Source organism: Amycolatopsis iheyensis (assembly GCF_024703995.1).
Taxonomy (GTDB): domain Bacteria; phylum Actinomycetota; class Actinomycetes; order Mycobacteriales; family Pseudonocardiaceae; genus Amycolatopsis; species Amycolatopsis iheyensis.
On the sequence record NZ_JAMXQV010000002.1, the window covers coordinates 57,996 to 84,238 of the forward strand.

The window sequence follows — 26,243 nt, forward strand, 5'->3', positions numbered from 1 at the left end:
GCGCCTCCCGGAGGTTGACTTGAAGCGTAGTTCAAGTCCGACGATGGCGGCATGAAGATCCACCACCTCAACTGCGGGTCCGTGCGGCAGATCGAAGCCCCCGGCCTGCCATCCGCCCACGCCGTCAACCACTGCCTGCTCGCCGAGACCGAGCGGGACGGCCTCGTCCTCGTCGAGACCGGCCTGGGCCTCGGCGACGTCCGCGACCCCGACGGCACCCTCGGCGGTGACTGGGTCACCATGGCCCAGCCGCTGCTCGCCGAGGAGGAGACCGCCGTCCGGCAGCTCGCCCGGCTCGGCTTCGCCGCCGAAGACGTCCGGCACGTCGTCCTCACCCACCTCGACGTCGACCACTGCGGCGGCCTGCCGGACTTCCCGGCGGCTCGCGTCCACGTCCTGGCCGCGGAGCGCGACGCGGCGCTGGCCGAGGCGCCGAGCTTCCGGTACCGGCCCGCGCACTGGGCCCACGGCCCGCGGTGGGCGACCTACGAGCCGCCCACCGGCGACGACTGGTTCGGGTTCGCGTCGGCGCCGCTGACCGGCGTGGCGGCCGACGTCCGGCTCGTGCCCCTCGGCGGGCACACCGCGGGCCACGCCGGGGTCGCCGTGCACGACGGCACGCGCTGGCTGCTGCACTGCGGGGACGCGTACTACTACCACCGCGAGCTCGCCGCCGTGCCCGAGCCGCACCCGGTGCTCGACGTCGTCCAGACCCGCTCGGAGATCCACCACGACCTGCGTCTGGGCACGCAGGCGCGGCTCCGCGAATTAGTACGGCGGCACGGCGACGACGTGACGATCTTCAGCGCCCACGACCCGTGGGAGCTGGCCCGGCTGAGCGCCTAGGAGTCGAGCCGGGCCCGCGAAGCCGGGGTTTCGCCGGTCAGGTAGGTCATCGTCCCGGTGAGGGCGAGGAGCTTGTCCAGCGCGGGCCGCCGGTTGTCCAGGTGCAGCCGGGCGCCCGCGTCGGCGACCGCGCGGTGGACCAGCAGCAGCGTGGACAGCCCCGAGGAGTCGCAGAAGGCCAGCTCGCCGCAGTCGAGCCGGACCTCCCGGACGCCGGCCTGCCCGGCCAGCTTGTCCGACACCAGCCGCAGCAGCCGGTCGGCTGTGGGGAACTGGAGCTCGCCGACGATCGAGACGCGGGCCGTCGCGCCGTCCGGAGTGCTCCAGTAGCAGGTCAGCGTCATGCCGCCAGCCCCGTCCGGGCCGCGCGGAGCAGGCCGGTGGCCCGCGGGAAGTCCCGCAGCTCCGCTTCGAGCAGCTCGAGCGCGGGCACCAGGGACGCCGCCGGGACACCGCGAGCGGTGAGGATCCCCGCGGTCCAGGTCAGGAAGCCGGTGAACAGCTCTTCGTCGCCGACGTAGAGCGCGGTGGCCAGGAACTCGACGATGTGCGCAACGTCCTCGGCGGTGTGCTGGCGCTGCAGGTCGGTGTAGGCCCGCATGGCCGGGATCCGCTCTTCCAGGCCGGCCAGCACCGCCTTGACGAGCCGGCCGGAGCCGCGGCTGACCAGCGTGTACTCCTGGTCGGCCAGATGCGGCAGGTCGTCGATCGGCTGGTGTCCGGTGTGCGGGCGGGGGAGCGGCTCGGCCAGCCGGTCGGCGGCCGCGCGGGCGTCCGGCGCCCACGCTTCGGCGCCGAGCAGGCGGGCGTACCGGCCGTCGGGCCCGAAGGCCGCGCCGCCGGCGATGACCGGGGTCGCCGCCGCCTGGCACGCGGTGATCGTGGCGTGCGCGGTCGGCAGCCGGGTGGCGATCGAGCCGGACAGCGCGACCGCGTCCGGGCCGGTGCGGTGCAGGTGGGCGACCAGGTGCTGGGCCGGCACCTGCGCGCCGAGGTAGTCGACGCCGAACCCGCGCAGCCGCAGCACCTCGGAGAGCAGCCGGGCGGGCATCGCGTGCCACTCGCCGTCGACGCAGGCGACCGTGACCCGGCCCAGGTGCGGTTCCGGGCGCTTCAGGACGTAGCCGAAGGTGGCGATGACGCGGTCGTTGATCGCGGTCGCCGCGTGCTCCTGGGCGACGGTGAGGCGGTTGGCGGCCCACTCCAGCCCGACCTTCCGCTGCACCGCGCCGATCACGTCGAGCAGCAGGCTCTCCGGGTCGGCGCCGTCCTCGAGCGCCCGGACGACCACGTCGCCGGCGGCGTACTCGTCGCCGGTCGTGACGGCGTCCCAGAGCCGGTCGGCGTGCTCGGCCACGCCCGGCGTGCGAGTGGGGGTGCTCATGCGGTGTACCTCCCGCGACCGTGTCCGCCGACCGCGGCCAGGTGCTGCCCGCGTGGCGCCGTGATCGCCAGCACGGCCATGTCGTCGTGGGCGCCCCGCCCGATCCACTGCGACGCGAGCATCTGGATCCGCTCGACGACGGCGTCGGCGGGCATGTTCGCGCACTCGGTCAGCGCCTGCCGGAGCCGGTCCTCGCCGAACATCTCGTCGCCGAGCGGGCCGCCGCGCGCCTCGACGATGCCGTCGGTGTAGAGCAGGCAGGTCTCGCCGGGCGCGAGCGTGATGTCGGCGCCGGTCGATTCGATCTCCGGCAGCACGCCGATCAGGCTGCCGCGGCTGTCGGCCTCTTCGACCCGGCCGTCGGCGCGGACGATCAGCGCCGGCGGGTGCCCGGCGCAGGTCAGGCGCAGCCGGACGGTGGCGCCTTCCCGGCGGGCCGAAGCGAGCACGAGGGTGACGAAGCGGGCGTCACCGCGGTCGGCGAGCGTGCGGTTGAGCAGGGTCAGCAGCCGGTGGTGGTCGCCGGCCATCGGCAGCAGCGCCCGCAGGGTCGTGCGGATCTTGCCGGTGAGCACGGCGGCGTCGAGCCCCTTGCCGCAGACGTCGCCGAGCACGGCCAGCGCCTCGTCGCCCTCGGTGGTGGCCGGCGGGTGCACGTCGTAGAAGTCGCCGCCGATGCGCTCGCCGTCGCGGGCCGGCCGGTACCGGCCCGCGTACTCGACGCCGCCGATCTGTTCGAGGGTCGGCGGGAGCAGTTCGCGCATCAGCGTGTCGGTGATCGACGCCTGCAGCGCGAACACCCGCGCGGCCGACATCGCCGCGCCGGCCCGCGCGGCGAACAACCGGGCGAAGAGCTCTTCCTGCTCGGTGAACGACGCCCGGTCGTCGCGGCGCAGCAGGATCAGCGCGCCGGCGGGCACGCCGTGCCCCGGCAGCGGCGTCACGACGATCGACCCGGCCGCGCCGAAGCCGGCCGGCCGCACCCAGGCGGGGGCGGCGTCCGGGTCGAGCCAGCGCGAAGGCACCGGTGGGAAGCCCTGCAGGGCCTCGCCGAGCCCGGGCAGGTCGTCGGGGTCGATCTCCAGGCGGGTCCGGACGGGCTCGCCGCCGCGCACGCAGGAGACCGCGGGGAAGTTCCCGCCGGCGGCCGGCGCCAGGACGAGGGCGGCGTCGGCGAGGTGCTGCGCGGCCAGCCGGGCGGCGACCTCCATGCAGCGTTCGAGGTTGAGCGACCCGAGCAGCGCGGCGGAGGCGTCGCTGAGGAAGGCGGTCCGCTCCTGCTCCCGGGCCAGCGCTTCGCGGGCGGACCGGGTGTCGGTTTCGTCGACGAGCCACCAGGTGACGCCGTCACCGTGCGCGACCGGGTGGGCGGCGAAGACCCGCCGGCCGACCTCACCGCGGACGACGTCGGCGGAGCCGTGCTCGTGGGCCCGCGCCAGCCAGCCGGCCACGGTGGCGGACAGGGGACGGCTGGGTTCGGCGGCCGGGAAAAGGCGGCGCGCGGCGGCGTTGAGGAGCCGGACGACGCCGGAGTCGTCGGCGACGATCGCCGCGGTGGGGGCGGCTTCCCAGCCGGGTTCGCGGCCGCGCGCGGCCGCCACCGCCAGGTCGTCTGCGACCTGGGGCGCCGGCGCGGTGCGCGCCGGGTCAGCCACGGGCGCCCGCCGGGCCGGGGTCGGTGGCCAGCTCGGCCCAGAGGGTCTTGCCGCTCGGGCGGCGCAGCTGGCCCCACGCCGCCGCGCAGCGCTCGACCAGCAGCAGGCCGCGGCCGCCCTGGTCGGAGGGGGTGCGGCGGCGGGCGGGCTCGCCCCCGGCGTCATCGACCTCGATGCGCAGCTTCGCCGCGCCCGGCAGCAGGCGGACGTGGTAGGGCGCGCGGCCGTGCCGCAGGGCGTTGGACGTCAGCTCGTCCACCACCATGACCGCGGTGCTGATGACGTTGGCCGGCAGGTCGCACAGGACCGCGCGGACCCAGTGGCGGACCTTGGCCAGCTCGCTGAGCTCGGCCGAGATGCCGATTTCGTGCCGGACCCCACGCAGTTTCACATCCGCCTCCTCCGCCGTGCCGGACCCCGAAGGGAAGCCGTCCCCTTCTTCATGCCCGGATCCAGGCTCGCCGACACGGGTTTCGGAGGTGGTCATCGCGGTTCGCCCCAAGAAGCGCGGGCCGCGTCGATCGTCGGGTGCACCGGCATCACGTCGCCGAGGCCGAGCAGCTCGATCGGGCGGACGACGGCATGGACGGTCGACACCACCGCGAACCGGCCGCCGGCCTCGCGCAGGCGGGCGCTGAGCCGCAGGAAGACCTGCAGGCAGCTGGAGTCGCAGTACTCGACCCCGGTCATGTCCAGCACGATCCGCGCGGCACCGGGTTCGGCCGGGAGCAGCTCGGCGAGCTTCGGGGAAACCGCGAAGTCGAACTCGCCACGCAGTGTGTAGACGTGCGGGTCCCCGGTGTCGAAGACTTCCAGGGACCAGCCGGCACCCGAGTGGCGCTGCCGTGGCCGCGCTGCGTCGGTGGTCATGCGACTCCAGTATCCAAACCAGTATCCAAGATCGGTGTCCCGGGTCAGGGCCGGGAACGGGACGCGGGCTGGCGGCTCAACCTGCTCCGAACGCAATCTACCAGCGCCCCCGAACGGGGGCAGCGCGGTGCCCCATCACCGTCCTTTAAGGACTTCCTCGCGCCGGGCGGGTTCGGGCGCCGGCGCCGGGGTCGTCACGCCGGCCGGCACGATGGCCACGTTGACCGTCCTGGTCAGCCGTTCGTAGGGCGCCCGGTGCTCGTTGTCGAGCAGCACGGCCAGCGGTGTCCAGACGCCGACTACGAACACCGACGCGGCGAGCGCGACCGGCAGGAGCAGCTGCTCGGGGTGGTTGCCGAGGTCCCAGTGGTCCAGGTCCAGCACCAGCCAGCCGAGCCACAGCGGCGAGAGCAGGACGCCGTTGCGGACCAGCAGCGCGATCGGCCCGGCGCGGCGGCCGCCGCGCCGCGCCACGCGCAGCAGCATCGCCCGCTTGCCGGGGGTCGAGCCGGTAACCGAGGGCAGCACCACGAACCACACCAGGGCGAGGATCACCACCGGCGTGTCGCGGTGCGTCAGCTCCTCGCCGAAGAGCGTCAGCAGGCCGAACAGGAAGCCCAGCAGCGCGGCGAACCCGAGCAGGTCGGTGGCCAGGGCGAACAGCCGCCGCGTGAAGGTGACCTTCGCGGCGTAGCGACGTCGTTCGTGCTCCGGCTCGGGCGAGGGCAGCAGCCGGCCGAGCGGGCCCGCGAGCAACCAGCCGGCGACCACGCCGGCGGTGTTGAGGATGAGGTCGTCGACGCTGAAGAGCCGGTACGGGCACGGGTAGACGAACCACAGCCCGGTCAGCTGCGTCAGTTCGAAGAACAGCGAGACGCCGAAGCCGACGACGGCCGCGGGCACGAGCCGCATCCGCTGCGCGTAGCGGACGTAGAAGCCCAGCGGCGCCAGCATCACGACGTTGAGCGCGGTGGTCCAGACCGCCGGGTTGTGCAGCAGCGCACCCGGGCTCCAGTGCCCGCGGGCCCGCTGGGAAACCACTTCGACGAAGTAGAACGGCCGCAGCTGCGGGGAGCTCGCGTAGGTGTGCCCCGCGCAGTACGCCGGGTCGGCGGGCAGCGGCAGGACCGTCTGCGTCGCGATCGCCAGCAGGTAGAAGAGGAACGCGTAGAACACGAACGTCGGCCAGCCTCCGGCGCGGCCTCGGCGCCGGTAGCTGACGAAGGCGGCCGGGAGCATGACGGCCAGCACGAGGAACGGGAAGAGGATGAGGGCCGTCCGGACGGGGACGAGGTAGGTGGCGACCACGGAGCCGGTGGTACCCAGCCGAAGGGGGCGTGAAGCGTGCTTCCCCCGGACGGCTGGGCGGTCACCGGCGTGGGCTCACTGCGGGGGCGCGTCCTGCTGGCCGCCGCCCTGCTTGTGGAGGTAGTCCTTCACCTTCTCCGAGCCCTGGTCGATCTTGTCGGCGTGGTCGCCGAAGCGCTGCTTGGCGGCCTCCGCGGCCTTGTCGACGCCTTGGTCGGCCTTGTCCGGGTTCTTGCCGAGCGCTTCTTTCGCCTTGTCGAACAGGTTCATCGGACGGCCTTTCGTTCGGAATCCGATCATCGGGCCCTTCGAGGAGACCACTGGGCCAACCGGCTCGCAACCGAATGGCCGTGCACACTCACCTGAGGTGGGTATTCCCGTCCCTTTCCCGGGTGAAAGCCCGCCCGGCGGGTTTGAACGCGACGACGTCGGGTAGGGACCGATTCCTTTTCGGTCCGCGCCCGGTCGGTACGGGCATGAGCACTTCCACGAACGAACAACGGGTGGTCGCCGTCGTCGGCGCCACCGGACGCCAAGGCGGCGGGCTGGTCCGGTCGATCGTCGCAGACCCGGACGGCGGGCTCGCCGTGCGGGCCATCACCCGGGACGCGGGTTCACCACGCGCGAAGGAACTCGCCGCGCTCGGGGCGGCGGTGGTGGTCGCCGATCTCGACGACCCCGGTTCCGTCGAAGCCGCGTTCGACGGCGCGTACGGCGCGTTCTGCGTCACGGCCGGCCAGGAACACCCACCGGAGCGGGAAACGGCCCACGCCGCCACGATGGCCGCGGCCGCGCGCCGCGCCGGGCTCGCGCACGTGGTGTGGTCGACGTTCGAGGACACCCGCACCCTCGCCGACGACCGGGTCCCGGTGCTGCCCGGGGGATACCGCGTCCCGCACTACGACGCCAAGGGCGCGGCCGACGCGGCGTTCGAGGGCGTCCCGACGACCTTCCTGCGCACCGCGTTCTACTGGGAGAACTTCCTCGACGGCGGCGGCCCCCGCCGCGGCGACGACGGCGTCCTCGCCCTGGCGCTGCCGCTGGGACCCGCGCGGCTGCCCGGGATCGCGGTGGCGGACATCGGCCGCTGCGCGCACGCGATCCTGCGGCGGCCGGAGCTGGCGGGGCAGACGATCAGCGTTTCGGGGGAAAACCTCACCGGCGCCGAACTCGCGTCCGCGTTCGCGGAATTTCTCGGCGAACCCGTGCGGTTCGCCGACGTCCCGCCGGACGTGCTCCCCGCCGAACTGGCCAACATGTTCCGGTTCACCCGGGAGTTCGAAGCGGTTTACGCCGGCGCACGCGATCCCGCCGAAACCCGGAAGCTGCACCCCGGGCTCCTGACCTTTTCCGCTTGGCTGTCCGAAAGGAACCCTCGATGACCCTCGCCCTGACCGAAGCCGCCCGCGAAGTGCTCGACGGCCCGCACACGGCGGTGATCGCCACCTCGAACGCCGACGGCCGGCCGCAGTCGTCGATCGTCTTCGTCAAGCGCGACGGTGACACCGTCGTCTTCAGCACCATCGAAGGCCGGCTGAAGACCCGCAACATGCGGCGCGACCCGCGGGTCAGCCTGCTGGTGGCGAGCGGCCCCGGCCGGTACGTCGAGATCCGGGGCCGCGTCGAGCTCACCGACGACCCGGAAAAGGCGCTGCTGCTCGAAATGTACGACCGGTACATGGGCGGCAAGACCCCGCCGCCCGAACCGGAGGCGAAACGGCTGATCGTCCGGATCGTCCCCGAGAAGCTCTACGACTGGCCGCCGGCCGCTTGAACCGCACGCGGCCGGGGCCCGTATACCGGGGAGAGGATCGCGGGCCCCGCCGCACGGGCCGCGCGGTCACCGCCGCGAACGACGTGAGGCCCGCATGCTGGCAAGAACCGGTCCGAGCACCCCGGCAGCCGCGCTGCCCGACTTCGGGCTGCCGCGGCCCGGGCTCCGGCGGCACGTCGTCGCCGGCCGGGTCCTGACCACGCTCGCGGCGCTGCTGGTGCTGTTCGCGCTCCTGGCGCCGGACGACCTGAACTCATTCTCCGCCGAAGCCCTGGTCCGGGTGCCGGTGGAGGGCCTGATCGTCGCCGCGTTCGTGCTGGTCCTGCCGCCGCGGGCGCGGCGCGTCGTCGCGGTGCTCGTCGGCCTGTTCCTCGGGCTGCTCACCGTGCTGAAGGCGCTGGACACCGGGTTCTACGCGACGCTGGAGAAGCCGTTCGACCCGATCTACGACTGGAGCTTCTTCCAGGCCGGCCTCGAGTTCCTCGCCGGGCAGATCGGCGACGCGGCCGCCTACGCCGTGCTCGCCGGGGCCGCGCTGCTCGCGGTCGCCGTCGTCGTGTGCACGGTCCTCGCGATGCTGCGGCTGACTCGCGTCGCCGCCGGGCGCCGGACGTCGTCGACCCGGGTGGTGGCCGTGCTCGGCGTCGTCTGGATCGTCTGCTCGCTGTTCGGCGTGGAGATCGCGCCGGGCCAGCCGCTCGCCGCGCAGAACGCCGTCGCGCTGGCCTACGGCGACCTGCGTCAGGTCAGCGCGGACCTGCGCGAGCAGCGCCCGTTCGGCGAGGTGGCCGCCGACGACAGTTTCCGCGCCACACCGGGTAGCCAGCTGCTGAACGGGCTGCGCGGCAAGAACGTCGTGCTCACCTTCGTCGAAAGCTACGGCCGGGTCGCCCTCGACGACCCGGACTTCGGGCCGAAGATCGGCGCGACGCTCGACGCCGGCACCGCGCAGCTGAAGGCCGCGGGCATCGGGGCGAAGAGCGCTTTCCTGTCTTCTTCGACGTTCGGCGGCGGGAGCTGGCTCGCCCACTCGACCGTGCAGTCGGGGATGTGGATCGACAACCAGCAGCGCTACAACGACCTGCTCGCCAGCGACCGGCTGACCCTCGGCGGCGCGTTCCAGCGTGCGGGCTGGAAGACGGTCTGGGACGTCCCCGCGCACACCAAGGACTGGCCGGAGGGGCAGAAGTTCTACCACCCGGACGCCTACTACGACGCGCACCACGTCGGCTACCAGGGGCCCGGCTACGCCTACGCGACCATGCCCGACCAGTTCACGCTTTCGGTGCTGCAGCGCACCGAGCTCGCGAAGAGCACGCAGAAGCCGGTGATGGCCGAGGTCGACCTCGTCTCGAGCCACGCGCCGTGGTCACCGCGGCCCTGGCTGGTGGACTGGAACCAGGTCGGCGACGGTTCGGTCTTCGCGCCGCAGCCGGCCGCGGGCGAGGCGCCGGAGTCGGTCTGGAAGGACCCGGCGAAGATCCGCGCCGCCTACCGCGACGCCACCGACTACTCGCTGAAGACGCTGATCTCGTTCATGCAGCACTACGGCGACGACAACACGGTGCTGGTGTTCCTCGGCGACCACCAGCCGCCGGTCGTCACCCCGCAGGGCGCGGTGCACGACGTGCCGATCACGATCGTGGCGAAGGACCCGAAGGTGCTCGACCGGATCAGCGGCTGGGGCTGGACCGACGGCCTGCACCCGGCCGCCGGGGCCCCGGTCTGGAAGATGGACTCCTTCCGCGATCGCTTCCTCACCGCGTTCGCCCGCTGACCCTCCACTGAGGACTCCCGGGCCGACGGCTTCCCGCGGACCGCCCGGCGCGCCTATCCTGGAGGCGCCGGGCGGGGGAGCCCGGCCGATCCACGGACACGGGAGGGTAAGTGGATCAGCGAGGGGAGTCCGGTCCGGCGCGCCCGCCGCGTGGCGTCATGCCCTACTACCTGGCCGTCGAGGTCACCGCCGTCGCGTTGCTGCTGGTCGCCGTGCCGGCGACCAAGCCGGCACCGCGGGACTGGCTGTTCTTCGCCGTGCTGCTCGGCTCGGCGCTCGTGCAGGCCGAGCTGTCGGCCAAGGCCGAGCGGATGCGGCGGTTCCTTTCGCGGAACCCGCACGTCAGCGTCACTTCGGTGTGGTTGTTCGCCGCGGCGCTGTCGGTGCCGGTGGGACTGGCCGCCCTGCTCGCGATGCTGGTGTACACGCACCTGTGGGCGCGCACGGCGGGCGGCGTGCCCGGCGTCCGGCTGTACCGGGCGACCTGCTCGGCCGCGACCCACGTCGTCACCGTCTTCGCCGCGGGCACCGTCGCCGCGGTCGGCGGGCCGGTGGCGGCCGGGGTGGCGTTCGTGCTGGTCAACACGGTGCTCGTGATGATCGGCTTCAAGCTGCACGAGCCGGGGCGCCCGATCCTCGCGTTCGCGGGATCGGTGGCCGAGAACTTGCTCGACCTGGCGACGCTGTGCCTCGGCGCGGCGGCCGCGGCGCTGCTGCCGGTGCGGCCCTGGCTGGTGCCGCTGCTGGTGCTGCCGGTCGTGCTGCTGCACCGGGGCGAGCTCGGCCGGCGGCTGGAGGTGCAGGTCCACGACCCGAAGACCGGGCTGCTGGCCATCGCGGAATGGCGGTCGCGGGCCGAAGCCGAGCTGGGCCGCGCGACCCGGACCGGCGCGGACTGCGGGTTCCTGATGCTCGACCTCGACCACTTCAAGCACGTCAACGACACCCACGGCCACCTGGCCGGGGACGACGTGCTGCGCGCGGTCGCCGAAGCGGTCCGGGGCGAGGTGCGGGTCTACGACTCGGTGGGCCGCTTCGGCGGCGAGGAGTTCGTCGTGCTGCTGCCCGGCATCGGGCGCGGGCACTCGGTGGCGGTCGCCGAGCGGATCCGTGATGCCGTGGCGAAGCTCGTCGTGGTCGCCGGCGGCACGCGGATCGACGGGCTCTCGGTGTCGATCGGGGTGGCGGTGCACCCCGCCGCCGGGCCGGCGGTGGACGACGTGCTCGGCGCGGCGGACAAGGCCGTCTACGCGGCGAAGAACGCCGGGCGGGACCGGGTTTGCGTGAGCCGCTGAGGACCGGCTCACTCGTCCGTTCTGCGTTTCCGGCGTGGGCTAGCCCGGATGGAGCAGCGTGGTGACTTTCCGCTGCGCTCGTTTTCACTGGCCCGATGAATTGCCGGTAATTCCTTCGCGCTTCTACGCTTCACATTGTCGGGTCCCGCGTGCACTGAGGAGTGCTCATGCGAAGCAATGTATATAAAAAGCTGGCTGTTCTCGCGGTTGCGTTGTTTTCGCTGTTCGGATTGTCGGTCGTGCCCGCGGCCGCCGCCGGTGGCGACTTCGCGCCACCCGGCTGCTTCGGTGAGCGCTACGGCACCCTCTTCGGGGAAGGCGTTTCGGTCAGCTGTTTCCCGGGTGAGGGTTACGGATACCGCGTGATCGCGCACTGCTCGAACGGCAGCGCCTTCTGGTTCGTCGCCGGCGAATTCGTGCCGTACGGGTTCGGCCCCGCCGTCGCGGAATGCTCGGGAGCGCTGCTCGTTCCGGCGCGCGTGTACTCCTACCACGTCGACGAAATCTGATTTCGCGCGCCAACCGTCCGGCCGGCCGTTTTCGGGTGGCCGGACGGTGCTGTGCGGCGCCGCCGGGTGCCCCTCCAGGTGCCGCTCAGGGGGACGGTCATGCACGTCTGGTGCCCCGCAGACTCTGGTTCGGGCCTGCTCGCGCGCTCGCGTGGTGTACTGGTCCAAACCTCTCTCGGGAGGAGGGCAGGACCGTCGGCGCGGACGGGCGAGAGCCGTTCGCGCTCCTTTGGCGTTCACGAAAAGCCCTATGGCGCAACGGGTTCGATCGTGCAGTCCGCAGTGGACAGACGTTCGCCTCCGCAAAATCCGGACAGAAGACCGGACAAATCTGGACCAGCTTCGCAGCCGCGACGCACACTCGCTGGACAGTGTGTTTCTTTCCCCCGGCTCTGGAGGACACCTCATGCGTCGAAGAATCGCCCTGGCTCTCGGCGGCGCGGCCGTCCTGACCGCGTCCCTCGCCTCCGCTTCCCTCAGCCCGGCCGTCGCCGCACCCGGGTTGATCGCCGCCATGCAACGTGATTTCGGCCTGACCGCCGCCCAGGCCGAGACCCGGCTCGGCCAGGAGGTGACGGCCGCGCAGGTGATGCCGGCCGCGCAGAAAGCCGCCGGTGCGGCCTTCGCCGGCGCCTGGTTCGACCCCGGGCGCGGCAAGCTCGTGGTCGGCGTGACCGACCCGGCCGTGGCCGGCGCCGTCCGGCAAGCCGGCGCCGAGACCGCGCCCGCGCGGATCAGCGCGGCGAAGCTCGACGCGGCGAAGGCCGCGATCGACGCCTCGGCCAAGGCGAAGCCGGCGCCCGCCGCCGTCAGCGGCTGGCGCACCGACCCGCGTGCGGGCAGCGTCGTGGTCACCCTGCGGCCGGGCGCGCACGGCGCCGACGTCGACAGCTTCCTCGCGAAAGCACGCGAGGCCGGCCCGGTGACCGTGGCGACCGCCCCGGCCGCCGAGCCGTTCTCGGCCGGCACGGTCGGCGGCGATCCCTACTACATCAACGGGAACACCCGCTGTTCCATCGGCTTCTCCGTGCAGGGCGGCTTCGTCAGCGCCGGGCACTGCGGCGGCGTGGGCAGCTCGGTCGTCGGCTGGGACGGCTCGGCGATGGGCACCTTCGCCGGATCTTCCTTCCCCGGCAACGACTATTCGTTCATCCGGATCGGCAACGGCTGGTGGACCGCGCCGGTCGTGCTCGGCTGGGGCACGGTCAGCGACGCGCTCGTGCGCGGCTCCTGGGTCGCGCCGGTCGGCACGTCGGTGTGCCGCTCGGGCTCGACTACGCACTGGCACTGCGGGGTCGTGGAAGGGCTCAACGAGACCGTCAACTACTCCCAAGGTGCGGTGTACCAGGTGACCCGGACCAACGTCTGCGCCGAGCCCGGCGACTCGGGTGGCTCCTTCATCACCGGTGACCAGGCGCAGGGCGTCACCTCCGGTGGCTGGGGCAACTGCGGCTCCGGTGGCGAGACGTGGTTCCAGCCGGTGAACGAGATCCTGCAGACCTACGGGCTTTCGCTCGTCACTGCTTGACCGCGAGGAGACTGGCGAGCCAGCCGCCGAGGACCTGCTGGACCTCACCGCGCGTGCGGCCGGGGTCCTCGGCGGCGGCGATCATCCTCGCCGCCTCCATCACCGCGCTGAGCACGAGCTGGGCCAGGGCGCGGACGGGCTGGTCGACGATCAGCCCGTCGGCCTTGGCCTGCTCGAGCACGCTGACGAGCAGCCCGAGGCCGTACTCCTCCTCGATCTCCCGCCACGCCTCCCAGCCCAGCACGGCGGGCGCGTCGGTCAGGGAGATGCGGCGGACCTCGTCACGCAGGCAGGCGTCGAGGAAGACGCCGAGGCCGGTCAGCATGCCGGTCAGCGGGTCCGCGGCGCCGCCGAACGCGGCTTCGATCTCTTCGAGGAGTTCGCGTTCGAGCTCTTCGACGACCGCGCGGAACAACCCCTGCTTGTCGGCGTAGTGGTGGTACAACGCGCCGCGGGTGACGCCGGCGGCGCGGGTGATCTCGTCCGCCGGGACGGCCTGGTAGCCGCGGGTGGCGAACAGTTCGCGCGCGGCGGCGACCAGGGCGGCCCTGGTGCCGGCGGAACGGTCCTGCTGGGTACGTCGCACCCGCCTAATCTGCCATGACACCCGCGAACTCGACGATGTGCCCGGCCAGCGCGGCGGGCTGGTCCTCGGACACGAAGGTGTAGGAGTCCGGTATCTCGACGAGCTTCGCGTCCGGCAGCAGCTCGGCGAGCCGGTGGGCCAGCCGGATCGGGAAGAGCTTGTCTTCGCTCGCCCAGGCGAGCAGCACCGGCCGGTCGAACCTCCGCAGCCGCTCCGCGGCGGCCAGTGTGTGCCGCGGGTGGACCTCCCGCAGGAGCTTCCGCAGGTCCCGGCGCACCCCGGCGGACTTCCGCAGCGGTGAGAGGTAGGCCTGGGCGACGTCGTCCGGCAGCGGCCGCTTGGTGACCCAGCCGAAGAGCACGGGCAGCGGGTACAGCGCGCGGATCCGCAGCAGCTGCCCGAGCACCGCCATCGACCCGGGGATCCTGGCGACGGGCGGCAGCGCCTTGAAGATCGGCGGGAAGAAGTACTCGAAGCAGTCGGACGGGGTGAGCACGACCCGCCCGACCCGCTCCGGCCGGCGGCTGAGCAGGATCTGCGTCAGCGCGCCGCCGGTGTCGTTGGCGACGAGCGTGACGTCGCGCAGGTCGAGCGCGTCGAGGAAGTCGGCGATCAGGTCGGCGTTGCCGGTGGGGGAGAGCTCGGCGTCCGCGCGCATCGGGAGGTCGTGCGAACCGAGCGGCAGGTCCGGGGCGAGGCACCGGAACCCCTTGGCGGCGACGTCGGGGACGACTTTGCGCCACAGCTCGGCGTTGGTGAGCACGCCGTGGACGAAGACCACCGGCGCGCCGCTGCCGCGCTCGAAGTACCGCACCTCGCCGGCGGGCAGCCGGACGCGGTGCTCCTGACCCAGGGATTCGCTTCGGTTCGTCATCCCGGCATGGTTACATACGTGATGTATGTATGTAAATGGAGGACGCGGTGGCACCCCGGACTTGGCTTCGGGGAAAGGTCGGATCCGGGGTGTCACCGCCCGCGGGACAGCTGACACGGTGTCCTGCGGTGGACTCACCCTACGAACCGCCGGCGCGCCTGACCAGGGCCTCGATGCGGTGTCGAAGGTTTGTCGCCCGGTCGGTCACCGGCCGTACCGAGAGTGGGTCTCGGTGAGCGTCTCGGCCGGCCCGGGTTCGTCCGGCGGGCGGTCGGCGTGGCGGTGGACGATCTTCCACTCGCCGTCCTCTCTCCGGTACACGTGCGTGGCGCGCAGGGTGTAGGTCGTCGGCTCGCCGTTCACCGACACGGTGTTGTGCTCGAAGCCGATCGTGTACGCGAGGTCGCCGCTCGCGCCCGCGGCGACGACTTCGAAGCGGTATTCCCGGGAGTCGGAGAACTGGCCGGCGACGCGGCGGAACGCCTCACTGACGTCGGCCCAACCCGTCCGGATCGGCAGCCAGGCCCCGAAAAGGCTCACCGGGTCGGCCGTCGACCAGAGTGCGGTGCGGGGTCCCGCGTCCCCGCCGTGGATGGCCCGTTCGGCGGCGGTCTGCCGCGGCAGCATGTCGGTCAGGAACTCTTCGGCGGGTGCTGGCATGATGACTCCAATACAGTTGTGCTGTTTTCAATACAGTGAGGATGTATCCGATGAGCGGGCCCGTCAAGCGGCAGTACGACTCGAGCCGCCGCCAGGAGCAGGCGCGGGAGAACCGGCGACGCGTCATGCGTGCGGCGCACACCCTGTTCGTCACGAAGGGTTACGGCCGGACGACCATCGCGGACATCGCTGCCGAGGCCGGGGTGGCCCCCGAGACCGTCTACTCGGCGTTCAAGAACAAGGCCGGCCTGCTGCACCGGACGTGGGACCTCGCCGTGGGCGGCGATGAACAGGACATCCCGATGATCGAGCGGCCGGAGCTGCGGGCCGGGTTCGCCGAGCCCGACCTGCGGAAGCGCTTCACCGCCTTCGCGGTCGTCAACACCGCGGCCATGCGGCGGACCGCGCGGCTGCACATCGCGGTGCGCGCCGCGGCGGCGAGCGAAGCCGCGGCGGCGGCGCTGGTCGCCGACATCGACCGCGAGCGGCTGGCGGCCATGGCCGAGCACGCGCGGGCGGCCGCGGCCACCGGGCGGCTGGCGGTGTCCGAGGGCGAGTGCCGGGACGTCCTGTGGACCACGACCGACGGGACGCTGTGGCACCAGCTCGCCGAGCGGCGCGAGTGGTCCGACGAGCGCTACGCGGCCTGGCTCGGCCGGCTCTGGGTGTCGGCCTTCGTGCTACCCTGAAGTTGAAACTTCAACCTATTTGCGCGCAGCGCGGCCTGGAGCCCCGATGTCGATCTTCCGCCTGAACCACGCCGTGCTGTACGTCCGCGACCTGGCCGAGAGCGTCGCGTTCTACCGGGACGTGCTGGGCTTCGGCTACATCGAAGGCGGCGACCGCCACCGCGGCGCGGCGTTCCTGCGGGCGCCCGGCTCGACCAACGACCACGACCTCGGCCTCTTCGAGGTCGGCGCGCACGCGACGGACTCCGGTGCGGGGCAGTCGTCGGTCGGTCTCTACCACCTCGCCTGGGAAGTCGACACGCTCGGCGACCTGAAGCGCGTCGCGGAGAAGCTCGAAGCGGCCGGCGCCCTGGTCGGCTCGTCCGACCACGGGACCACGAAGTCGTTGTACGCCAAGGATCCCAGCGGCCTCGAGTTCGAAGTGGTCTGGATCATCCCGCGCGAGCTGCTGACCGACGACGACCGCGCGAAGAGCGCGGCCATCGGCCGGCTCGACCTCGCGGGCGAGCTCGCGAAGTACGGCCCCGACGCCCGCAGTGGGGTCGGGATCTCACGCTCCTAAGCCGTGACGCGGGTGCCTTCCGGCTGCGAAGTCCGTTGCAGTGCCGGAAGGTTGCCGAGCGCGAAGCGGCCCGGGCCGACGAACGCCACCAGCAGCAGGGCCCAGCAGAACAGGGTCGCCGCCTCGCCGCCGTTCTGGATCGGGAGCAGCCCGGCCGGCAGGTGCACGGTGAAGTAGGCGAACGCCATCGAGCCGGACCCGAGGACGGCGGCCGGCCGGGTGGCCAGGCCCAGGAGGACCAGGGCGCCGCAGACGAGCTGGATCACCGCCGCCCACCAGCCCGGCCACGCGCCGAACGCGGCGGTCGTCTTCGCGCCGAACAGGCCGAACAACGTCTTGAGGCCGTGGCAGGCGAACAGGAAGCCCAGGACGATGCGGTAGAGCCCGATGACGTGTTCGCGGGCCGGTTCCAGGCGGTGCATGGTGCCTCCGGGGTCGGGTGCGGGCGGCATCGGGCCGGCCGGCGGGTCGAGCCGGCCACCGCGGATTCAGGTGGTTCACATATACCGCTCGACCGGCGTGGTCACACCCCCCATAAGTTCTGTTAAGCGATTTCCTCGGTAATTGCGTACCGGTGGCCGCAGTGGTTCACTGAGGCGGAGATCTTGCTTAACCGTAAAGGGAAAACCGCCGTCCGGGTGATCTTCGCATTGTGGTCCAGACCAGTTAGCGCAGTGGTCCGGTTGCGGAAATGTTTCCGATTGTTTCGGCGTTGTGGCGACCTGCCGGACAAAGCGGTTGCTTGCGCCCGCTCAGCGGGGGACTAGCGTAGGGCGCGTGGCTGAGGGCGTCGAGCTGCGGTTGCGGTCCCGGACGTCGAGCGCGCTGGTGACCGTGACCGGGGAGCTCGACCTCGCCGGCTGCCCCCTCCTGCGCGACGGCCTCCTCAAGATCGGCGCCGACACCCCGCCGGGCGTGATCGCCGACATCGACGGCCTCGCCCTCGATGTCCGCTCGCCGAGCCTGTTCCCCTTCGTCGCCCAGCGGCTCGAAGAGTGGCCGGGCATCCCGATGGCCGTCGTGACCCGGTGCCCCGCGCACCTCGCCCTGTTCGAGCGCTACGGGCTCGACCGGTTCGTGCCCGTGCACCCGGACGTCGAGACCGCGGAACGCGCGCTGCCGCGGCGGATCCGCCGTCGGGCCGGCCGGGCGCTGGCGCGCGGCGAGGCCGGGATCGCCCAGGCGCGGGCCTTCGTCAGCGACCGGACCCGGGAGTGGGGGGTGCCCTCGCTCGAGTACGACGGCACGCTCATCGCGGCCGAGCTCACCGACAACGCGTCGCGCCACACGACGTCCGAACCGCGGCTGCGGCTCGACCTGCGGCAGGACCTCCTGACGATCGCCGTGAGCGACGACGACCCGCGCCCGGCCGTGCTGATCGAGCGCGCGGACATCCTCGAACCCGGGCTTGGCCTGCGGATCGTCGCTCAGACCGCGCGGGCGTGGGGCAGCAGCGGGCGCTGGACGGGCGGGAAGGTCGTGTGGGCGGTGCTGGCGCTGCCGGAGCGTCGCCGGGGCCGGGCGATCGGCCCCTGAGTGTGACCCGGGTCGCACGAACGTGTTCGTCACGAACGTGTTCGTTATGGTGGTGGCATGGCTCCGGAAAGCACCTACAACCGTCGAGAGCGCCCGGCGAAGCCGGCGTTGACCCGCGATGGGATCGTGACGACGGCCGTCGCGCTGATGCGTGCCGAAGGCGTCGAGCGGGTCACCATGCGCCGGCTCGCCAAGGAGCTCGACACCGGCGCGGCGTCGCTCTACGTGTACGTCAAGGACACCGAGGAACTGCACGCCGCGGTGCTGGACGAGCTGCTCGCCGAGGTCGACCTCGAGGGCGCGGGCGAGTGGCGCGAGCGGCTGTGGGCGGTGCTCGACTCCTACCGGGCGGTGCTGTACGCGCACCCGAGCCTCGCCCGGGTCGCGCTGGTGACCCGGCTGAGCGGGCGGCACTACCTGGCGCTGGTCGAGCGGGTGCTGGCACTGCTCGCCGAGGGCGGCATGGCGCCGGGCCAGGCGGCCTGGGCGGTGGACGTGCTCCTGCTGACCGCCACGGCGACCGCCGTCGAACACGGCACGCGCCGGGAGAAGCCGGGCGCGACCCGGGAGCACGAGGAGATGGTCGGCTCGCTGGCCACGGTTTCGGCCGAGACGCACCCGCACATCGCCGAGCTGGGCGCTGATCTGGTGTCGGGGCCAGGGCCTGCTCGCGCGCGGTGGGCGTTCGACGCGCTGCTGAACGGCGCGCTCGCCACGCCGCGGCCCGGATCGGGGGAGGCCTGATGCCCCGCCTGGCGTCGGCTGCCCGGGATTCCGCGCTGCGAATCGAGGACCCGTCACCCGCCCACGAAGCCGCCACCCCGGCGGCCTGAACCCGAGGAGACCCGATGACCACGATCGCCATCGTCGGGGGTGGGCTGGGTGGGCTCACCCTGGCCCGCGTCCTGCACACCCGCGGGATCGCGTCGACCGTCTACGAGCTCGACGCTTCCCCCACCGCCCGCGATCAGGGCGGCACGCTCGACCTGCACGAGGAGTCCGGCCAGCGGGCCCTCGCCGAAGCCGGCCTTTCTGCCGAGTTCCGCGCCGTGGCCCGGGAAGAAGGCGAAGCGCTGCGGATCCTGGACCGCCACGGCGTCGTCCACTTCGAAGAGACCGCCGAAGCGAGCGGGGGCACCCGGCCCGAAGTGGACCGTGGCACCCTCAAGCGCATTCTCGTCGACTCGCTGCCCGCGGGAGTCGTCCGCTGGGGAACCAAAGTCACGTCGGTCGCGCCCGGCCGGCTCACCCTCTCCTCCGGGGGCGTCGTCGAGGCGGACCTGGTCGTCGGCGCGGACGGTGCGTGGTCGAAGGTGCGGCCGGTGCTCTCCGCCGCCGTGCCCGGGTACTCCGGACTGTCCTTCGTGGAGGCTCATCTGTCCGATGTGGACCAAGAAACAGCCGCGCTGGTCGGCCCGGGCTCGATGTTCGCCCTGGCGGGTGGAAAAGGGCTGATCGCCCAGCGCAACAGCGGGGGCCGGATCCGGGTGTACGCCGCAGTCCGCAACGAGGACCCGGCCGCGGTCGAGCGGCTGGCCGACCGCGAGCGCCTGCTCGACGCCTTCGCCGACTTCAGCCCCGGCCTGCTCGAGCTCCTCGAGCACAGCGACGACCCGCTGATCCCGCGGCCGATCCACGCCCTCCCGGTCGGCCACCGCTGGGACCGCGTCCCCGGCGTGACCCTGCTCGGCGACGCGGCGCACGTGATGTCGCCCTTCGCCGGCGAGGGCGCGAACCTCGCCATGCTCGACGCCACCGAGCTGGCCCTCGCGCTGGCCGCGCACGACGACGTAGAAAGTGCTCTCACCACCTATGAAACCACGCTGTTCCCGCGGGCCGAAGAGGCCGCGCGGGACTCGGCGGACAACCTCGAAGCCTGCTTCCGGCCGGACGCGCCCGCCGCGATGGTCGAGCAGATGCTGGCCCACCACTGACCGAAAGGACACCCCGATGACCCGGACTCTGCGTCCCCATCCGGGACTGGACATCCCCCTCGTCGACACCGGCCGCGGCGAGCGCACCGTGCTGGTCCTGCACGGCGGCGGCGGGCCGGACGGCGTCGCCGGCGTCGTCGAGCACTTCGCGCCGCACGCACGCGTCCTCGCGCCCACCCACCCGGGCTGGGCCGGGACACCGCGGCCGGACTGGTTCAGCGGCGTCGACGACCTGGCCGTCACCTACCTCGACCTCCTCGACGACGAGGACGCCACCGACGTCGTCGTGGTCGCCAGCTCCTTCGGCGGCTGGGTCGCTGCGGAGATGGCCGTGCGGGACCGCGGCCACCGCATCGCCCGGCTGGTCGTCCTCGACGGCATCGGCCCGGCCGTCGACGGCCACCCGGTGCGGATGCCGCAGCCGCCGCCCGGCGCGCCCGGTCCGGACCCCGCCGACATGGCCGCGCTGCGGACCTACGCCGGACCCGAGGTCGCCGACCCGAAGCTGCTGCGCCGGCTCGCCCGGGTTCGCGTCCCGGCCCTGCTGATCTGGGGTGAAGACGACGTCGTCGTGCCGCCGGCGTTCGGCAAGGCCTACGCGGGCGGCTTCGCCGACGCGCGGTTCGAGGTCGTGGCGGGCGCCGGGCACGTGCCCCACGTTCAGGCCCCCGGCGAAACGTTCACCCTGATCGACGAGTTCCTCGCGAAAGCATGATCCACCACCCCGTAGAGTGGCTCCATGGTGGACGAAGAACTCGTCTCGGAGCGCATCCGGGAGATCGCCGCCACCCTCGCGGGCCGCGCGGGTGAGCTCACCGGCGAACTCGTGCAGCTGTACGCCGCCGACCTGCCCCAGCTGGTCAACGACGACGAGCGCATGGTCAGCCTGCTGTCGGCGAGCGTCTACCAGAACATCGAGACCGCCCTGCAGATCTTCCAGCACGGCATCGACCCCGGGATGGTCGAGCCGCCGGCCGCGGCGATGGAGTACGCGCGGCGGCTGGCGCAGCGCGGCACCCCGGTGTTCGACCTGATCCGCGCGTACGACCTGGGCCAGGCCGCGATGCTCGACTTCGGGTTCCAGGAGTGCATCCGGGTGGTCGACGACGCGGCCCTGCTCGGGGCCATGATGCGGCGGCTGCTCAAGGTCGCCTACGAGTTCATCACCCGGGTGGTCCGCCACCTGGTGAGCGTCTACCAGGACGAACGCGACAAGTGGCTGCTCAACCGGAGTGCCGCGCGGGCGGCGAAGGTGCAGGACCTGCTGAGCGACAACGGCGGCCCGCCCGACGTCGACGCGGCCGAGGCGCTGATCGGCTACCGCCTGCGCGGCACGCACGTCGGGATGATCGTCTGGCACGCGTCGGAGGCGTACGTCGACGACGCGCTGTCGCTGCTGGAGTCGGTGGCCGGCGCGGTGCTGGAACGCGCCGGCGGCCAGGGGCGGCCGCTGTTCGTGCCCCGCGACGAGGCCGGCGCGTGGGTGTGGCTGCCGCTCGCCCCCGGCGCGTCGGTCCGCCGAGAGCACCTCGACAGCGCGCTCGCGGAGGCCGACCCGGGGGTGCGGGTCACGGTCGGCGACCCGGCCACCGGCGTCGCGGGCTTCCGCGACACCCACCAGCAGGCCCGCCGGGTGCACGCGCTGGCGCTGGCGGCGGGGGAGCACTGCGACCGGGCGCTGACCTTCCGCGACGTCGGCACGGTGGCGCTGATGACGAGCGACCTGAACGCGGCGAAGCTGTGGGTGGCGAGCACGCTGGGGCCGCTGAGCGCGGACGACGAGAACTGCGGCCGGCTCCGCGACACGCTCCGGGTGTTCCTGGCGACCGGCGGCAGCTACACCGCGGCGGCGGCCGAGCTGACGATGCACAAGAACTCGGTGCAGTACCGCGTCCGCAAGGCGCAGGAGCTGCTCCCGCGGGAGCTCGCCGAAGGCCGGCTGGACATCGAGCTGGCGCTGAACCTGTGCCAGCGGCTGGGCGCGGCGGTGCTGTCCGCGGGCTGAACTGCCCTTTTGGTGCCCCGGACCATCGGGTTCGAAGATCGTTGGGTCGAGGGCACGAAGCTCTTGTACGCCGTTCGGCCTACCGTTCCGGTCATGGGTGAGAACGGTGGGATGCTCGCACTGGTGCGGCTACGCCGAGGCGTCGTCGGCGAGAGCAGACGCGTCTGTCACCTGATCCCCGTGCCGGCGGGCCCGGTGCCGTCGCACCTGACGGCGCTCTGCGGTGAGGCGATCTTCCCCGGCGAGGCCGAAGTGCTCGACGGGCTGCGTGGGATGCCGTGCCACGCGTGTCTGGTCGAGAGCGCGCCGTCCGGGCCGGGGTTCCTCGCCAACGCCGGCTGACGTCCCGGACCTTCTCCCGAGCCGGCCCCGCGGCCTCCGCCGCGGGGCTGGATCGATTTCGTGAAATCACCACCTCCCGCGTGCCGATTCAACAATTGCGCAATCCTCAGTCGGTGAATCTCCGACCACGGGAAAACATCTCCCGACATATCACGGTGGGTAGTCAATCGATTGTCCACGGTGGCCGGTTGTCGGGAATAAGTGGATTCCAGGGCGGATTCCACGGTGGAAGTCGCGGCGAACGGGTGGTCGCGGTCCGGGATAGCTGGTCCATTCGGACCAACTCTGCGGATTACGTATCCCCAGTCGGCGTCGAGAGCCTTAACCTTGCGTGATTCTTCACCATGAATCGCACTGGGGAGTGAGATGAAGACCTCGTCACCGCCGTGGCTGCCGCATGCCCATTCACCGTTGGAGCGGGCACTTCTCGAGCGATGACGCAAGCCGGCTGCATCAGACGTTTCGCGGAAGTCGCGCGGCAGTCGCCCGAGCGGATCGCCGTCGTCGAGGACGGCTCGGTGCTGCGCTACGCCGAGCTGGCTTCGCTGGCCGGTGGGCACGCCGCCCGGCTGCTCGACGCCGGCGTCCGGCCCGGTGAGTTCGTCGGGCTGCTGACCGGGCACGGCACGCCGTCGATCGCCGCGATCCTCGGCGCGCTCGCCGCGGGGTGCGTATACGTCCCGCTCGACCCGACCTTCCCGCGCGAACGCCTCACGCACCAGATCACCGCTGCCCGCGTGGCGGCCGTGCTCGCCGACCCCGAGCACGTCGAGCTCGCGGAAGCGTTGTGCCGCAGCAGCTCCGCGCGGGTCGTCCGGTCCGGGTCGGACACCGCGCCGCTGCCGGTGCCCGACCCGGACCCCGGCTCGCCGGCCTACGTGCTGTTCACCTCCGGCTCCACCGGCCCGCCGAAGGCGGTCGCGCAGACCCACCGCAACCTGCTGCACGTCGTCGACAACCAGATCGCGACGCTCGGCATCACCGCCGCCGACCGGGTCAGCCTCCTGGCTTCCTTCGGCTTCGACGCGGCGATCCCCGACCTCTACCCGGCGCTGCTGACCGGCGCCGCGGTGGTGCCGGTCGACGTCCGCGCCCACGGCGTCGCCCACGCCGCCCGCGAACTCGCGCGGCACCAGGTGACCGTCTACCACTCGACCCCGACGGTCTACCGCTACCTGCTCGACGCCCTCGACGGCGACCTGCCCTCGGTGCGGACCGTCCTCCTGGGTGGTGAGCAGGCGACCTACGCCGACGTCCGCCGCGGCCGGTTCGCCGCGGACTGCGTGTTCGTCAACGGTTACGGCGCCACCGAAGTGACCTTCGCGGCCCAGCACCGGCTGAGGGCGGCCGACGTCGGCCCGGACACCACCGGCCCGCTGCCGATCGGCGCCGCGCTGCCCGGCTACACCCTCACCGTCCTCGACGGCGGCGAGCTCGAAGTCAGCGGCCGGTTCCTCGTCGACGGCTACCTCGACCAGCCGAGCCCGGCGTTCGGCGTGACTGCCGACGGCGTCCGCACCTACCGCACCGGCGACCTCGGCCAGGTGCTGCCGGACGGCACCCTCGGTTGCCTCGGCCGGCTGGACCGGCAGGTCAAGGTGCGCGGGTTCCGCGTCGAGCTGACCGAGGTCGAGGCGCGGCTCGCCGACCGGCCCGAGGTGGCCGACGCCCGCGCGATCGTCCGCGACGGCGAGCTGCTCGCCTACGTCGTCCCCGCCGGGGAAGCCGACCCGGCGGCGTTGCGGGCGGCGCTGGCCGAGGTGCTGCCGCGGTACGCCGTGCCGTCGGCCGTCGTCGTGGTCGGCGCGTTCCCGCTCACCGTCACCGGCAAACTGGACGAGGCCGCCCTGCCGGATCCGCGCCCGGAGACGCCGACGCGGACCGGGCCGAAGAACGGCGCCGAGCGGCGCGTGCACGCGATCTGGTGCGCGGTGCTGGGCCACGACCGGTTCGGGACCGGTGACGCGTTCTTCGACGTCGGCGGGCATTCGCTGCTGCTGGGCGAGGTCCAGCAGCGGCTGGCCGCGGCGGCCGGGGTCGCCGTCCCGCTGCTCGGCCTGCTGGAACGGCCCACGGTCGCGGCCCAAGCCGCCTACCTCGAAGAGTCCACTTCGGACGAACGGCCGATCGCGGCGGCGGCGCCGGCCGAGGACGAGCCGGGCAGCGACCTGATCGCCGTCGTCGGGCTGGCTTGCCGGTTCCCCGGCGCGCCGGACGCCGACGCGTTCTGGTGGAACCTCTGCGCCGGGGTCGACGCGGTCCACGACTACGCCGACGACGAGCTGGCCGCGCTCGGCATCGGGCCCGGCCTGCGCGCCGACCCCGCGCACGTGCGGGCCGGGGGACGGCTGGACGGTGTCGAGGACTTCGACGCCGGGTTCTTCGGGTTCGCCACGGACGAGGCGGCCCGCACCGATCCGCAGCACCGCCTGTTCCTGGAAACGGCCTGGCGGGCACTGGAAGACGCCGGCCGCGACCCGGCGACCGAGCACGGCCCGGTCGGCGTGTTCACCTCGGCCGGGGTCAACCGGTACTTCCTGTTCCACCTGTTCGGGAACCCGGCGGTGAGCGGCGAGCTCGACCCGGACGACTGGGAGGGCCGGCTGCTCGGGCGCCAGCTCACCGACCACCTGCCCGGCCAGGTCGCCTACCGGCTCGGGCTGACCGGGCCCGCGGTCGCCGTCCAAAGCGCCTGCTCCAGCTCGCTGGCCGCGGTGGGACTGGCCGCGCAGAGCCTGGCCGAGTACCGGTGCGACCTGGCGATCGCCGGCGGGGTGAGCGTCACGTGGCCGCGTTACCGCGCCGGCGGCCTGGCGTCGGCGGACGGCCGGTGCCGCTCCTTCGACGTCGCCGCGGACGGCGCCGGGTTCGGCTCGGGGGCTGGGGTCGTGGTGCTGCGGCGGCTGTCGGACGCGCTCGCCGACCGCGACCACATCCACGCCGTGCTGCCCGGCTGGGCGATGACCAACGACGGCGCCGACCGGGCCGGCTACGCGGTGCCGAGCCCGGCGGGCCAAGCCGCGGCGGTCGCCGAGGCGCTGGCCGTCGCCGAGGTCGACCCGGGTGAGGTCCGGCTGATCGAGGCGCACGGCAGTGGCACCCCGCTCGGCGACGCCATCGAAGTGGCGGCGCTGAACCGGGTCTACCGGGACGTCCCGGCGGGCACGTGCGCGCTCGGCTCGGTCAAGACGAACATCGGGCACCTCGACGCGGCCGCCGGGGTGGCCGGCCTGATCAAGGCGGTGCTGGCCGTGCGCCACGGCGTCATTCCACCGAACCTGCACTTCACCGCACCGCACCCGGAGGTCGACCTGGCCGGCGGCCCGTGTTACGTTCCGGTCAAGGCGGCCGACTGGCCGGACGCGCCGCGGCGGGTGGCCGGGGTGAGCGCGTTCGGCATGGGTGGCGCGAACGTGCACGTGGTGGTCGAGGAGGCGCCGGCCGCCGGGCCGCGGATCACCGCCGAGGGCCCGCACGTCCTGCCGGTGTCGGCCCGGGACCCGCGGGCGTTGCGCGAGGCGCTTTCCGCGCTGCGGGACCGGCTCGTGGCCGACCCACCGGACCTCGCCGACGTGGCCTACACCCTGGCCGTGGGGCGCAAGGAGTTCGCGTGCCGGGCGGCGGTGATCGCGACGACGGTCGCGGATGCGGTCTCGGCGCTCGATGAGCTGACCGAGGGTGGGGAGCTGGCCGGCCCGGTCGGCGCGGCGCGCGAGCTGGCGGCCCGCTGGGTCGGCGGCGCGAACGTGGACTGGGCGGCGCGCCACGACGGCGCGACCCCCGGGCGGGTGCCGCTGCCCGGACATCCGTTCCGGCGGGCGCGGTACTGGGTCGATCCGCCGGGTGTGGGGGATCGGTCGTGAGCGCGATGCGAGGCGGGTCGGCGCTGGGCCGGGATGCCGGGGCGGGCGTGGTGGCCCGGCTTCGCCGCTCAGCCCGGGAAGCGGGCGCCGGAGCCGGCTTTCGCGGCCTGGCGGGAAGGGGCGTTGGAGCGGGGGCATCCGTTCTCCGGAGCCCGGCATGCGATCGACCCGGCGGCCGCGGGCGATCTTCCGCGATCGCCGCGCGCGGAGAGCCGGCGCGGGGTCGGACCGGCCGTGCCCGAGTGC

Annotated in this window: 27 protein-coding genes; 16 read left to right on the forward strand and 11 right to left on the reverse strand. The window is 73.0% G+C overall.

The genetic code is table 11. The annotated features are described in order from the left end of the window. Positions 1–51 precede the first annotated feature (51 nt). Positions 52–846, forward strand: coding sequence for an MBL fold metallo-hydrolase (locus tag M8542_RS04015; RefSeq protein WP_257918619.1), 795 nt, complete (start codon positions 52–54; stop codon positions 844–846). Here M8542_RS04015 and M8542_RS04020 read toward each other — a convergent pair. From M8542_RS04020 to M8542_RS04050, 7 genes are all read right to left on the reverse strand, one after another. Then, complete coding sequence (locus M8542_RS04020) at positions 843–1,190, reverse strand: STAS domain-containing protein (protein WP_257918620.1); 348 nt, start codon at positions 1,188–1,190, stop codon at positions 843–845. The genes M8542_RS04015 and M8542_RS04020 overlap by 4 nt on opposite strands. Continuing rightward, a complete protein-coding gene (locus M8542_RS04025; RefSeq protein ID WP_257918621.1) occupies positions 1,187–2,230 on the reverse strand; it encodes a cobalamin B12-binding domain-containing protein in 1,044 nt (347 codons plus the stop codon). Before M8542_RS04025 ends, M8542_RS04020 begins: the two co-directional genes overlap by 4 nt. Further along, positions 2,227–3,885 carry a PP2C family protein-serine/threonine phosphatase gene (locus M8542_RS04030; RefSeq protein ID WP_257918622.1) on the reverse strand — a complete coding sequence of 553 codons (1,659 nt, stop codon included), beginning with the start codon at positions 3,883–3,885 and terminating at the stop codon, positions 2,227–2,229. The genes M8542_RS04025 and M8542_RS04030 overlap by 4 nt, the downstream gene beginning before the upstream one ends. Next, positions 3,878–4,276 (reverse strand): ATP-binding protein, encoded by a 399-nt coding sequence (locus M8542_RS04035; protein WP_257918623.1) that lies wholly within the window; start codon positions 4,274–4,276, stop codon positions 3,878–3,880. The genes M8542_RS04030 and M8542_RS04035 overlap by 8 nt, the downstream gene beginning before the upstream one ends. A 92-nt stretch (positions 4,277–4,368) precedes the next feature. Next, the gene (locus M8542_RS04040; protein WP_257918624.1) at positions 4,369–4,755 is read right to left on the reverse strand and encodes an STAS domain-containing protein; all 387 of its coding nucleotides are present in this window, start codon (positions 4,753–4,755) and stop codon (positions 4,369–4,371) included. 135 nt (positions 4,756–4,890) lie between these two features. Next, on the reverse strand, positions 4,891–6,063 hold the full coding sequence (locus M8542_RS04045; RefSeq protein ID WP_257918625.1) for a VanZ family protein: 1,173 nt from the start codon (positions 6,061–6,063) through the stop codon (positions 4,891–4,893). 75 nt (positions 6,064–6,138) lie between these two features. After that, positions 6,139–6,333, reverse strand: a complete 195-nt coding sequence (locus M8542_RS04050; protein ID WP_257918626.1) for an antitoxin — start codon at positions 6,331–6,333, stop codon at positions 6,139–6,141. Positions 6,334–6,539: 206 nt separating this feature from the next. Here M8542_RS04050 and M8542_RS04055 point away from each other — a divergent pair, with 206 nt between their 5' ends. The 6 genes from M8542_RS04055 to M8542_RS04080 all read left to right on the forward strand — a co-directional run bounded on the left by M8542_RS04055 (position 6,540) and on the right by M8542_RS04080 (position 12,946). Then, positions 6,540–7,445 (forward strand): NmrA family NAD(P)-binding protein, encoded by a 906-nt coding sequence (locus M8542_RS04055; protein WP_257918627.1) that lies wholly within the window; start codon positions 6,540–6,542, stop codon positions 7,443–7,445. Continuing rightward, on the forward strand, positions 7,442–7,837 hold the full coding sequence (locus tag M8542_RS04060; RefSeq protein ID WP_257918628.1) for a PPOX class F420-dependent oxidoreductase: 396 nt from the start codon (positions 7,442–7,444) through the stop codon (positions 7,835–7,837). The genes M8542_RS04055 and M8542_RS04060 overlap by 4 nt, the downstream gene beginning before the upstream one ends. Before the next feature lie 94 nt (positions 7,838–7,931). Next, positions 7,932–9,614 carry a sulfatase-like hydrolase/transferase gene (locus tag M8542_RS04065; RefSeq protein ID WP_257918629.1) on the forward strand — a complete coding sequence of 561 codons (1,683 nt, stop codon included), beginning with the start codon at positions 7,932–7,934 and terminating at the stop codon, positions 9,612–9,614. Positions 9,615–9,724: 110 nt separating this feature from the next. After that, a complete protein-coding gene (locus M8542_RS04070; protein WP_257918630.1) occupies positions 9,725–10,909 on the forward strand; it encodes a GGDEF domain-containing protein in 1,185 nt (394 codons plus the stop codon). Between the two features lie 167 nt (positions 10,910–11,076). Next, a complete protein-coding gene (locus M8542_RS04075) occupies positions 11,077–11,418 on the forward strand; it encodes a hypothetical protein (protein WP_257918631.1) in 342 nt (113 codons plus the stop codon). Between the two features lie 406 nt (positions 11,419–11,824). Next, positions 11,825–12,946, forward strand: coding sequence for a S1 family peptidase (locus M8542_RS04080; protein WP_257918632.1), 1,122 nt, complete (start codon positions 11,825–11,827; stop codon positions 12,944–12,946). Here M8542_RS04080 and M8542_RS04085 read toward each other — a convergent pair. The 3 genes from M8542_RS04085 to M8542_RS04095 all read right to left on the reverse strand — a co-directional run bounded on the left by M8542_RS04085 (position 12,936) and on the right by M8542_RS04095 (position 15,066). Further along, positions 12,936–13,532 carry a TetR/AcrR family transcriptional regulator gene (locus tag M8542_RS04085; RefSeq protein ID WP_257918633.1) on the reverse strand — a complete coding sequence of 199 codons (597 nt, stop codon included), beginning with the start codon at positions 13,530–13,532 and terminating at the stop codon, positions 12,936–12,938. The genes M8542_RS04080 and M8542_RS04085 overlap by 11 nt on opposite strands. A 4-nt stretch (positions 13,533–13,536) precedes the next feature. Next, complete coding sequence (locus M8542_RS04090) at positions 13,537–14,406, reverse strand: alpha/beta fold hydrolase (RefSeq protein WP_257918634.1); 870 nt, start codon at positions 14,404–14,406, stop codon at positions 13,537–13,539. A 204-nt stretch (positions 14,407–14,610) separates the two neighbouring features. Continuing rightward, entirely contained in the window at positions 14,611–15,066 is a 456-nt protein-coding gene (locus tag M8542_RS04095) for a YybH family protein (protein WP_257918635.1), read from the reverse strand. Between the two features lie 50 nt (positions 15,067–15,116). On the opposite strand from M8542_RS04095, the gene M8542_RS04100 reads away from it, so the two are divergent. Both M8542_RS04100 and M8542_RS04105 read left to right on the forward strand, forming a co-directional pair. Further along, positions 15,117–15,755, forward strand: a complete 639-nt coding sequence (locus tag M8542_RS04100; RefSeq protein ID WP_257918636.1) for a TetR/AcrR family transcriptional regulator — start codon at positions 15,117–15,119, stop codon at positions 15,753–15,755. 46 nt (positions 15,756–15,801) lie between these two features. Continuing rightward, entirely contained in the window at positions 15,802–16,317 is a 516-nt protein-coding gene (locus M8542_RS04105) for a VOC family protein (RefSeq protein WP_257918637.1), read from the forward strand. Here M8542_RS04105 and M8542_RS04110 read toward each other — a convergent pair. Then, complete coding sequence (locus tag M8542_RS04110) at positions 16,314–16,739, reverse strand: DoxX family protein (protein ID WP_257918638.1); 426 nt, start codon at positions 16,737–16,739, stop codon at positions 16,314–16,316. The genes M8542_RS04105 and M8542_RS04110 overlap by 4 nt on opposite strands. Positions 16,740–17,094: 355 nt before the next feature. Here M8542_RS04110 and M8542_RS04115 point away from each other — a divergent pair, with 355 nt between their 5' ends. The 7 genes from M8542_RS04115 to M8542_RS04145 all read left to right on the forward strand — a co-directional run bounded on the left by M8542_RS04115 (position 17,095) and on the right by M8542_RS04145 (position 25,997). Then, on the forward strand, positions 17,095–17,853 hold the full coding sequence (locus M8542_RS04115) for an ATP-binding protein (protein ID WP_257918639.1): 759 nt from the start codon (positions 17,095–17,097) through the stop codon (positions 17,851–17,853). Positions 17,854–17,910: 57 nt separating this feature from the next. Then, positions 17,911–18,597 (forward strand): TetR/AcrR family transcriptional regulator, encoded by a 687-nt coding sequence (locus M8542_RS04120; protein ID WP_257918640.1) that lies wholly within the window; start codon positions 17,911–17,913, stop codon positions 18,595–18,597. A gap of 104 nt (positions 18,598–18,701) precedes the next feature. Next, a complete protein-coding gene (locus tag M8542_RS04125; protein WP_257918641.1) occupies positions 18,702–19,787 on the forward strand; it encodes an FAD-dependent oxidoreductase in 1,086 nt (361 codons plus the stop codon). Between the two features lie 16 nt (positions 19,788–19,803). Then, a complete protein-coding gene (locus M8542_RS04130; protein WP_257918642.1) occupies positions 19,804–20,502 on the forward strand; it encodes an alpha/beta fold hydrolase in 699 nt (232 codons plus the stop codon). A gap of 24 nt (positions 20,503–20,526) precedes the next feature. Then, entirely contained in the window at positions 20,527–21,792 is a 1,266-nt protein-coding gene (locus M8542_RS04135; protein ID WP_257918643.1) for a PucR family transcriptional regulator, read from the forward strand. A gap of 93 nt (positions 21,793–21,885) precedes the next feature. Further along, positions 21,886–22,134: a hypothetical protein gene (locus M8542_RS04140; RefSeq protein ID WP_257918644.1), complete on the forward strand. Its 249-nt coding sequence runs from the start codon at positions 21,886–21,888 to the stop codon at positions 22,132–22,134. Between the two features lie 434 nt (positions 22,135–22,568). Beyond that, positions 22,569–25,997, forward strand: coding sequence for a beta-ketoacyl synthase N-terminal-like domain-containing protein (locus M8542_RS04145; protein WP_257918645.1), 3,429 nt, complete (start codon positions 22,569–22,571; stop codon positions 25,995–25,997). Positions 25,998–26,243: the final 246 nt, after the last annotated feature.